This window comes from Candidatus Chloroploca mongolica (assembly GCF_004762035.2).
Taxonomy (GTDB): Bacteria; Chloroflexota; Chloroflexia; order Chloroflexales; family Chloroflexaceae; genus Chloroploca; species Chloroploca mongolica.
The window spans coordinates 1-10,624 of sequence record NZ_SIJK02000097.1 but is presented as its reverse complement, the minus strand read 5'-3'; the positions used below and the strand labels follow the sequence as shown (position 1 = coordinate 10,624).

Here is a 10,624-nt window from a genome sequence, read left to right as displayed (position 1 = left end):
CCTACTTTGGCAGCGCGGGGGGCATCGCTCGCCAGAATACCTGCACGGGCAATACGTATCACGGCATTAGGGTCAGTGAGCAGGCCCAGCCAACGCTGGAGGCCAACACCTGCCAGCAAAACAAAGACACGGGCATCACCTACCGTGACAGCGCGGGGGGCACCGCTCGCCAGAATACCTGCACGGGCAATACCAAGCACGGCATTTACATCGGTGAGCAGGCCCAGCCAACGCTGGAGGCCAACACCTGCCAGCAGAACGAGCAAAGCGGCATCTCCTACTTTGGCAGCGCGGGGGGCATCGCTCGCCAGAATACCTGCACGGGCAATACCAAGCACGGCATTTACGTCACTGCGCAGGCTCAGCCGACGCTGGAGGCCAACACCTGCCAGCAGAACAAAGACACGGGCATCGCCTACGATGGCACCGCGGGGGGCACGGCCCGTCAGAATACTTGTACGGGGAATATGCAGCACGGCATTTCTGTGAAGGTGTATACCGCAACTCTCACCCTCAGCAGCAATGATTGCACGGGCAATCATGGTCAACAGGTATATGATCAGCGCAAGAAGTGGTGGAAGCCCTGGTAGGAAGGTTGTGATTCTATGGATCCTCATCAGCAACTACGCCAAGTCTGCGCCGAGGCGATCCGACGCGTGGCGCAAGCCGAGCAGCAAGCGATGCAACGCCGCGCTGCTGCGAGTCAACAGTGTCAAGCTGACCTGGACGCCGCAAAACAGCAATATGAGCGCAACCGCCAAAGGGCTGATACCATAATCAAGGATATCCGCGCCCTGGTCCAAAAAGGCGAGCATGTGCTCGGCGATCTCGGCCTTGAGGCGTTGCCTCCCGCTGTCATGCCCACCCCCGTACCGACCACCCGCCCTGATGAACTCGTGACCCTGCTTGCCAAGCAGCAACACGAAACCCGTGCCGCCTTGACCAGCCTCGAGACCACTGCAAAGGATCTGGTCATCGAACGCACGAAGTGGTGGAAGTTTTGGTAGCCGTGCTGTATGTGCTCTCTTTTCGCGTCTGAATTAGCATGAAGGAGGCGTCCGATGGTTATGCAGAGCAACGTTCCCGAGTGGGCCAGTGTCCAACCAGCCGGTGGCGAACGGCACCTACCCGTCTATCTGCTCCTCGATACGTCGGGAAGTATGGATGGGGCACCGATCCAGTCGGTGCAATCTGGCTTGGAACAATTTCAACAGGAGACGGCGAGCGATCCCTTTGCCCGCGATGTCGTACGGGTTGGGGTGATTACCTTCAATAGTAATGCTCAGGTGCTGTCCGGGGGGTTGGTTCCGATCAGTTCGTTTCAGCCACCGCACCTGAGCGCATCGGGGGTTACTCGGGTTGATCTGGCCTTTAATCGCTTGGTAGAGTCAATGGATCGTGATGTGGTCAAGGCGGTCAAAGGTGGGCAGAAGGGCGACTGGAAGCCGGCCGTCTTTATCCTCACCGATGGCTATCCGACCGACGAGAACGGGAATGTTACTGACCGCCTCTGGCGGCCTGCCCGTGATGCCGTGACGAATCGGCCCAAAGGCCAAATTAAGCCCAGTTCGATTGTGGCGGTCGGCTGCGGCCCCAATGTAGACGATGCTACGCTGAAGGCAATGAGTACCGGCATGGCCTTCCGCATGGGCACCAGTGAGGCCGCCTTTGCGGCGCTCTTCCAATATCTTTCGCAAAGCATCACCAGTTCGGTTCAGCCCGGTGGCAATCTCGACGACCCCTTCGCCGATGTGCAGCCTTCCTCGGATCTCATCCGCATTCCATAGGAGGTCGCCCTATGCCGAACAGTTTTGTATTTGGTGATCGCGGGCTTAGTGCCTCCGGCGACACTCACCCGCTCTGGTCACTCGGCCACGCTGTGGCCGATTCATATCTGATACTTGGCGCAAGCGCCGTCGGTCAGATTCATCTAGCCCGGGGCTTGCCCCGCGACGACGCCTTTATCGTGCGCTCGCTTGGCCCGTGGGTGGCCGTCGCCGTGGCTGATGGGGTGGGATCACGCCCGCTCTCACGCTATGGTGCCACCTACGCAGTCGAGGCTCTCTCTGCACTCCTGTTGCGCCCATTCGCTGTGCCCCTTAGCGAGTTGCGCACAAGCCATGGTGCCGGCCCGTCGAATCCGTCTGCTGCGAGTATTGCCCCACCGGCGGCGATTGAGGATGTCGAGCTAAAGGTGCCCTTTGCTGAATACCGACGCGGCGAAGGTCGGGCCTCCTTGATCGCCGGAATGCAGGATTGGGTCAAAAAACGACTGGGGGTCGAACCATCTGCCCCTGGCACCCCTCTCCTCGATCAACTCCAGCAGGGTGGCTCACTAGGCTGGTGGTTGCCAGAACAAGCCCCGCTTGCCCCGCCCGATGTGACCATTCCGCCAACTGCGCCAACTGGGTCCCAACGCCCTGATCCCACCCAACCGCGATCGTCAGGCAAGCCAGCCGCAGCTGCATTGCAGGTTCCGGGTATAGCGAAAGCAACGGCGGTGCCCACCGACCTGGATCTCGGTGGGGTCATGCATCAGGCCTTTGAAAAAACCCATATCGGCCTGCGCGGTCACGCCCAGAGCCTTGGGCTTGAACTCGCTGACCTTGGGTGTACCGCGCTTGCGCTACTCTTCAACCGCGAAACCGGGCGCTGCGCCGTCGGCCAAGTGGGTGATGGCGCAATTCTCGGCTTGACGGCGCGGGGTGAAGTAAAAGAGTTGGTGGATGCGCCTGATCCGGGTGATGGACAAGCCACCTATACCCTCAACCGCCCCAATTTCCAGAAGTATCTCGCAGTGAGTGTGGATCAGCCACCGCCAGCCAACCCGTTTATCGCCTTCTACGTGATGACCGATGGCCTCTCCGGTGATCTGCTCTACACGTCACAGCAGGATGCTTTGAGCAACTGGGCCCAGGCGATCCGCAGAAATCTCCACCAGGCGAGTAGTCCAACCCAGGCCGCCGCAGGGATGTTGAACTGGCTTGCAACCTATCAAGTTAAGGGAAGCTGGGATGACCGCACCCTGGTCGTGATTACCCAACAGGAGTCCCACAATGACGAGCGTTACCCTACTGCCCGGCAGCCGGGGGCTACCGAGCCAGATGACGATCAATAGCCAAGCGGCCCACCGTGGCGGCGAGGGGAGTGTCTACTTTACGACTGATGGGCAGCACGTGGTCAAAATTTACCACCGGGCTGCACCTGACAAGCAGAAGATGCTTCAACAGGTACTCGATCTGGGCAAGAACCTGGGCGAGGATGAGCAGTTCCTGGCCTGGCCGCTGGGGATCGTCCAGCAGATGGATGGAAAACCCTCGGTCGGGGTGGTCACGCGGCGAGTTGCCTCGTCGCATGTCCCGCTCTACAAGCTGATCTATAGCCCGATTGACGCAGTAGCACAGTTTAAGCAGGGGCGCAGTTGGCTTGAATATTTGAAGATCGCCCGTGGGACGGCAGCGGCGGCGCGGACGATCCATGGCAAAGGCATGGCCCATGCCGACATCCACCTCAAGAATTTCTTGACGAATCCCGTCACGGGCGAGGTGGTGCTGATTGACCTCGACGGCCTTGTGGTCAAAGGCTTTTTGCCGCCCCAGGTGCAAGGCATGCCCGGCTTCATCGCCCCCGAGGTGATGATGGGTAAGGGCAAACCTGATGAACTGACTGATCGCCATAGCGCCGCAGTGCTTGTACTCTGGACGCTGCTGCTGCGCAATGTGATGCAGACCCAGCGCTGCTATGACGATGAGGATCAAGCGCGTGACGATAAGCTCGGCTATGGGCAGTACGCTTGCTTTAGCGAGCACCCAAGTGACCGCCGCAATGCCGTTCCACGGGTCGGTTCCCCACTCTTCCGCAATGGTGCCCTCTCGTACCGCACGCTGACACCCAAGCTCCAGGAGTTAACGGAACGGGCGTTAATCCAGGGGTTGCACGAGCCGGCGAAACGCCCGCAGGTGGTGGAGTGGGAACGGGCACTGGCCGAGGCCTACGATGTGATGGTCAGTTGCCCATCCTGTCGCCAATCGTTCTTCTATCCCTACTGGCTCCAGCCCCAGCCCCGCCGCCAGTGTCCTTTCTGTGGGGCCGGGGTGCGTGCACCATACCCTGCCGTGCTTGAGCTGATGGAGTCGCGGGCGAAGGGCGTGCATGTACCGGTGCGCCCGCTGGTGCTGTACCATGGACTGCCCTTGTTTGCCGATGTGATCGAACCCGGACGCCTTCCCCCCTTCACCCGACGCGGCGTTCCGATTTTGGGCCAAACTATCTGGGATGCCAAGCAGGGGTGTCATCGCCTGGGCAATATGAGTGACACCCCCTGGCAGATCCTTGGTGGAAGCGGGGGGAGCGTGGGCCGGGGCGCTTCGGTGCCCCTTCAGCGCGGCACACTCATCAATTTTGGTGATGGCAAACGATTGGCTCGTGTAGTGGAGTGATCGGCGTGAGCATCTGCAAAGGCTGTCGGCAACCCATTGATGGGGCGTATATTACCGCGCTGGGCGCAGTTTGGCACGTGGCGCACTTTTGTTGCACCGCGTGCCATCGACCCATCGGCGAAAACAGGTTTATCGAACACCAGGGCGCCCCCTATCACCCCGAGTGCTATCGGCTCCAGGTGGCACCACGCTGCGCGTATTGCCGAAAACCGCTGAGTGGTCAGTATCTTGTTGATTCCTGGGGGACGGAATTTTGCTCTGAACACGCAAATCAGTATCCTGCATGTCGTTTCTGTGGTCGCCTGATCCCGCCCCATGCTGGCAAAACTCAGGCATCCCGGTGTCCGATCTGTCGCGCCAGTGCCGTCGAGGAGATCACCCAGGCCCGTCCAATCTTTGCTCAACTCATTGCCTGGGTGAATCGCCAGGGGTTGATGTACCACAATCTCGCGCTACGGATCGAACTGCGGAACCGCGCACAGTTGGCCCAGTTTCTCCGCGTCCCCAATGATACCCATGCGCTCGGTGCAGCGCTTAGTACCACCTATACCCAAAACGGACAAATGGTGCGCACCGAACCGAGTGGGGTTGCTATTCTCCGCGGCTTGCCTGCAACGCTCTTCCAGGGCGTTACTGTCCACGAGCTCGGTCATGTCTGGCTGGCCGTTCATCAAGTTGTCGGCCTAGCGCCGTGGATCGAGGAGGGCTTTTGCGAGGTGCTGGCACACCGTTTCTGGTCGCAATTAAATAGCGCCGAGAGTCGCTACTACGCTGAGAAAACCGAGCGAAGCCCCGACCCAGTCTACGGCGTTGGCTTTCGTCGGGTCGCTGCACTCGTACAACACATCGGCTTCCAGCAACTGCTCACGGCAATCCGTACCACTAGGCGGTTTCCCACGCCACCCTAAGATGACGTCAGATCGCTTTACCGATTTCGTATGTGACGATCCAGAATAAGGAGGTTTTCCATGTCAGTTGTGAATGACCCCGCCGAACTTCGCCGCTTCCAAGCCGCCCTGCGCCAGTTCAACAGCGAGGTAAACGGCAGCACGAGCCGTATCCGCAGCCAGCTACGCAGCCTGGGGAGTACCTGGCGCGATCAGGAGTACACAAAATTCGCCCAGGAACTCGAAACAGCCATCCAGAACTTTGAGCGGTACCTCCAGAGCGCCGATGGCTATCTGCGTCATCTTGATGCCAAGGCCAAACCACTGGAGGAGTACCTCAGACGCCGGTAGCCTGGCATAGCCAATAGTCGTACAGTTGATGAGCTTTTTGGGGAGCACGCCTATGACTTCCGCGCTTGCGCCTGACCAACTCGCCCAACTCGTCCCGCTGCTGGGGAGCCTGGCCCGTATGCTTGCCCGCAGCTTCCAAGTCAATGACAGCAGCCTGTCCACGCTGTTGCTGGGTGCGGGCCTGGAGGAGAACCCACACGCCCTAGAGGAACTCCGCCGCTGGAGCCGCCTGCTCACGATGGTACAGCAGCATTCGACTGAAGCGCAGCGGCAAGCCACCGTTGAGGCACTGCTCATGCGTGGTTTACCCGAGGCTGCCGTCATGTTGGCGGTTGCCTCGGTGGCGGGCAGTGGGGCAGATGCACCTCAGGCTGCACCCCCCACCGTCGCCCCTGTCCACGTGCAGACCAGCGTGGCGACCCTGGACTTTGGAATGCTTGGCTCTGGTCAGGGAGCCGTGCGCGATCTGGAAGTCCAAGGTGGCCCCGGCCATGTCGTTGTCGAGAGTGACCAAGTGCGGGTGACGCCAGCGCAGTTTGGGGCTGGCGTCACCCGTCTGCGCGTTGAGGTGGGTCCATTGGCGAGCGGCCTGCTCTGGACGGCGCTCAAGCTCGTGACAACGGGCACCAGCCTGGAAGTGCCGGTGATCGCGCAATGGCAGGAGGCACCTGCTGCCCGGAACAACCAACCCGTGCTGGTACCGACGACGGCATCGGTTGCCAAAGCCCCTGCCGTGCCCCCCTGGGTAGCCACGCTGCGCCACGTGCCCGCCGGCCCCTTCCTGATGGGCAGCAGCGATGCGGATCGGATGGCGTATGATGACGAAAAACCGCAACACACCGTGATGCTGCCCGCCTATTGGATTGGCACGACGCCCGTGACCAACGCGCAGTTTCGGCCCTTTGTCGAGGGCGATGGCTATACTAATCCCGTCTACTGGACGGAAGTGGGCTGGGCATGGCGCGAGGGGGACAAGATCATTAAGCCCTCTTACTGGGATGATGCGACGTGGAATGGCGACGACTACCCGGTGGTTGGGGTGAGTTGGTTCGAGGCAGTGGCCTACTGCCGCTGGCTAAGTACCCAGACCGGGCACGAGTTCCACCTGCCGACCGAGGCTGAATGGGAGAAAGCCGCCCGTGGCCCTGACGGACGGATCTGGCCCTGGGGCAAGGCCTGGGAGAGCGGGCGGTGCAACAGCAAGGAAGCGGGACACGGACACACGACCCCAATCGGCCAGTATGCTACCGGAGCAAGCCCATACGGCGTGCTAGACATGGTCGGCAACGTCTCGGAGTGGTGCGTGACCCAGTCCGGCAAACGCTACCCGTATCAATTGGAAGACGAGTGGCAGGCAGCGTATCTGGAAGCTGATAAGCGGCGGATTCAACGCGGTGGGTCGTGGGACAGCCTACAAAAGTTCATCCGGGTTTCGTACCGCTACTTCTACTTCCCGCGCGACCGCTTCGGCTTCATCGGGTTGCGGGTCGCCAGTCATGCTCCATTGCCCGGTGCTGAATCCTGATGGCTGGGTGCTGTGTCCAAGCGAGCGTAGCAAGCGAAGCCACCCTTTTGCGTTTTGAGACCAGGGTTCAGGCGCTTTTCCCGTACCGGCAGATCCGCTGCGCACCTTGTTGCCCTGTCATAACCATCCTACGGAGCACGCCTATGACCTCCTCACTCTCCACCGACCAACTCACCCAACTCATCCCGCTGCTGGGGAGCCTGGCGCGGCTGTTAGCACGTGGTTCGCCCCTCAGTGATAGTGAGTTGAAAACCCTCCTGCTCGGTGCCGACCTGGAGTCTCATCCGGCGGCGCTGGATGAACTGCGGCGCTGGAGTCGCCTACTCAAAGCACTCCAGCAGATACCACCAGATGAAGCACAACGCCACGCCACAGTGGAGGCGCTCCTTTTCCGCGGGCTACCAGAATCAGCAGTGCTGCTGGCCGTCGCTATGATTGCGGGCGGCAGCGCAGCGCCGGCGCAGGCATCTGTCTTATCACCGGTGTCGTCTACCCCATCCGCGCCAACGCGATTGACGGCAAGCGTTTCCAGCCTCGACTTTGGTAGTCTAAGTTCGGGCCAGCAAGCCGCGCTGGAATTTGATGTGCAGGGCGGCCCAGGCCAGGTGAGCGTTGAGAGCGACCAGGTGCAGGTGACGCCAGCGCAGTTTGGGGCTGGCGTCACCCGTCTGCGCGTCGAGCTACGCCCACTGGTGAGCGGCTTGCTCTGGACTTCGCTTAAGCTTGTGACTGCAGGCGAGACGCTGGAGGTGCCGGTGCTGGCCCAGTGGCAAGATGCTCCGGCACCCGCACAGCCGGTTCCCCCGCCGCAAGCAGCGGTGGCAGGCCCGGCAATGTCCCCATCACAAGCACCCCCGGTGGCACATCAAGCCGCAGGGCATGAGCCTCGTGCAGTACTCGCAAGCGCAGCGCCACTAGGCGTAAGCCAGCCGCCCAGCACCCCGGCGCGGCGCGGCCCTGGCGGCTGGATCTGGCTGCTGGTGGGGCTGATAGTGGTGGTGGTGGTGGGCTATGGGGCATTAAGCTTGGGGGACGGGGACAGACCGCCCGCAGCCGCGCCGACCGTCGTTCCCCCGGAACTTGCTGTAATTGCGCCAGCCCTTAGCGGCACTGCGGTGCCGCAGCCGTCTGTGTCTATTGGGGTGGAGAACGCTGATCAGGTAGTCCAGATTGCGCGCTGGGGCGAAGAGGCTGTTCTTAATGAGGGCACGGTTTACCAATGGTCGCCACAAGGACGCTGGCTGGCGGTTCGGGTGGCTTCAGGCCTACGGATCTACAACGGCGATACCCTGAGGCTGGAGCGAACACTTGCAACCGGGCGCTCTCCCACCTTCTCACCGGACGAGCAGATCATCGCGTCCATCGCCACAGATGGCAAAACGATTCAGCTTCAAGATGCCCTCTCGGGGCAGGTCATCGACCAGATCCAGGATGACCAGGCATCTTTCGCCGACTTACGGTTCCTGCCCAATGGGCAAGTCCTGTTGTACAGAGATGACAACGGTACCCTGAGTGCTTGGAGTGTACCGGAGCACAGACAGCTATTCTCAATAGAGGACAGCCCATACCCATTCGAACTGAGCTCAGATGGCAGCTATCTGCTCAGCCGCGATGAGGAACTGAAAGTTTGGGATCTACGCACTGGTGAGCCAGCAGAGGATCTGGCGGCCCGATTCGCAGGCGAGCAGATCCTTGATGTTAGCGAGGATGCCTCTACCCTGATGACCCTTGCCGCTGACGGCACCATACTGGCCCGGCGCTTCCCCAATGGTGCCACGATCAGCCAATTCGGCGTTTTTACATATACATATACAGATACTGAAGAATTGGAGGTGATGCTCAGTCCACGAGGGAATTGGGTAGTGATTAAACAGCATATTATTGATCAGCCTCCAAGCCGTACGCGCCTCGACGATAACACAGTATCTATTAGTTACGGCGTGATTGATACGATAGTCAATATCTGGCGAGTCACAACCGGTGAGATCGTGATCTCTGACGCAGAGATCGATCAAACAATACCGGGGTCTGCTAATGGCACGAGTTTTAGCGCTAGTGAGGAGTTCTGGGAGGCAAACTCCTGTGAACAACTGGCGCTCTGGGATCTTACCTCTCAACCCCCAACCCCAATCAGGGTACAGGAAAGTCTGAATGAAGTCTATCAGAAAATGAGCAGTTGTTCTCCCCACAATGTGATTCTGCATCCTGACGGCTCAAAGGTGGCGTTTGGCCTTATCGGCGAAGGGGGAAAGATCGCTGTTTGGAATACATCGGATGGCGCATTGATTAATCTTGTTGATGGCCATACCGGCGATAGTGTCTTCATGACGAGTTTCACCCCCGATAATCATCTGCTCACTATCGACACAAGCCGTATGCGTCTTTGGAATGTCTCGCAAGGTACCGTCAGCCATGAGCAGGACTTTCCGGCTGGGTACGATGTCGCCCGTACTCGTGATCAACTCATCCTGCATGCATCCACTGATTATCCGGATTTTATTGATACTATCGAGACTTTCTCGCTGGAAAGCTTATCGGAGCAGACCAGCACGATCCTGAGTACCACGGAAGACTGCTTCAGAGGGGTGAGTTGGTCAGGCGCACCCCAGATCGCTGCCCATGCTACCAGCATGGTGCTTGCCAGAGAGTGTGTTACCGAACGGGACAGCTCAGGCAACTCGATCAGTGATCAGGCTGCGCTGGCATTCTATCTTGATCATACCAGTAAGCCGGCAATCTTCATCCTTCCACACCTGCCCGGAATCACCCCCTATGTTGGTTCGCTAGGACCACCAGGAGGAACAAATGTTCAGGATATGGCCTTTTCACCTGATGGCTCGCTCTTGGGCATTGTTCGACTGCAATGGATATCAACAGGCGAAAATACTTTCCAAGGTGAAACCGGTCTACAGCTGGTGCGAGTCCCCGAGATGGAACTACAACAGACGCTGAGTCCGATCACGGGAACGATCCAGCGCCTTGCTTTCTCTCCTGATGGTGCATTGCTCGCTGCCAACACGGGCTTTGCTCTCGGGGTGTGGCAAGTCTCGGATGGAACGCTGCAACAAACTATGCGGATTCCAGATTCCCTGCAGATGGATGGTGGGCCGCTCGTCTTCTCACCCGATGGCAAAGTGCTGGCCGTCATTGCCGAGAGTAAGGTTCTCCTATGGGATGTCGATAATGGGAGGATGCTGCGCTCACTTGACTCACCCCTTGCCGCATCGCTCGCGTTCTCACCCGATGGTCGGCTGCTGGCTACCGGCTCTAGCGAGGGCGTCGTACGACTATGGGGAGTCAAAAATCCTACAGCCAGACAGGAGGCTCAGTCACTGTGAGCTCACACCTCTCCCCCGACCGGCTCGCACAACTCGTCCCGCTGCTGGGCAGCCTGGCGCGGCTGCTGGCTGATAGATCGCAGC

Annotated in this window: 9 protein-coding genes; all 9 read left to right on the top strand. The window is 59.7% G+C overall.

Annotated elements, in window-relative coordinates:
* The coding region (locus EYB53_RS24065) for a right-handed parallel beta-helix repeat-containing protein (protein ID WP_135481930.1) at positions 1 to 590 on the top strand (590 nt) is incomplete at its 5' end.
* 15 nt (positions 591 to 605) lie between these two features.
* Positions 606 to 1,007 carry a hypothetical protein gene (locus EYB53_RS24060; RefSeq protein WP_135481928.1) on the top strand — a complete coding sequence of 134 codons (402 nt, stop codon included), beginning with the start codon at positions 606 to 608 and terminating at the stop codon, positions 1,005 to 1,007.
* A 54-nt stretch (positions 1,008 to 1,061) separates the two neighbouring features.
* Positions 1,062 to 1,787: a VWA domain-containing protein gene (locus EYB53_RS24055; protein WP_135481926.1), complete on the top strand. Its 726-nt coding sequence runs from the start codon at positions 1,062 to 1,064 to the stop codon at positions 1,785 to 1,787.
* A gap of 11 nt (positions 1,788 to 1,798) precedes the next feature.
* Positions 1,799 to 3,118, top strand: coding sequence for a protein phosphatase 2C domain-containing protein (locus EYB53_RS24050; RefSeq protein WP_135481924.1), 1,320 nt, complete (start codon positions 1,799 to 1,801; stop codon positions 3,116 to 3,118).
* Positions 3,057 to 4,439, top strand: a complete 1,383-nt coding sequence (locus tag EYB53_RS24045) for a hypothetical protein (RefSeq protein ID WP_135481921.1) — start codon at positions 3,057 to 3,059, stop codon at positions 4,437 to 4,439. The genes EYB53_RS24050 and EYB53_RS24045 overlap by 62 nt, the downstream gene beginning before the upstream one ends.
* A 5-nt stretch (positions 4,440 to 4,444) precedes the next feature.
* Positions 4,445 to 5,347, top strand: coding sequence for a protein DA1 (locus EYB53_RS26810; protein WP_135481918.1), 903 nt, complete (start codon positions 4,445 to 4,447; stop codon positions 5,345 to 5,347).
* A 60-nt stretch (positions 5,348 to 5,407) separates the two neighbouring features.
* On the top strand, positions 5,408 to 5,677 hold the full coding sequence (locus tag EYB53_RS24035) for a WXG100 family type VII secretion target (RefSeq protein ID WP_135481916.1): 270 nt from the start codon (positions 5,408 to 5,410) through the stop codon (positions 5,675 to 5,677).
* 52 nt (positions 5,678 to 5,729) lie between these two features.
* The gene (locus EYB53_RS24030) at positions 5,730 to 7,202 is read left to right on the top strand and encodes a formylglycine-generating enzyme family protein (RefSeq protein ID WP_167857593.1); all 1,473 of its coding nucleotides are present in this window, start codon (positions 5,730 to 5,732) and stop codon (positions 7,200 to 7,202) included.
* Between the two features lie 143 nt (positions 7,203 to 7,345).
* Positions 7,346 to 10,540: a WD40 repeat domain-containing protein gene (locus EYB53_RS24025; protein ID WP_135481912.1), complete on the top strand. Its 3,195-nt coding sequence runs from the start codon at positions 7,346 to 7,348 to the stop codon at positions 10,538 to 10,540.
* Positions 10,541 to 10,624: the final 84 nt, after the last annotated feature.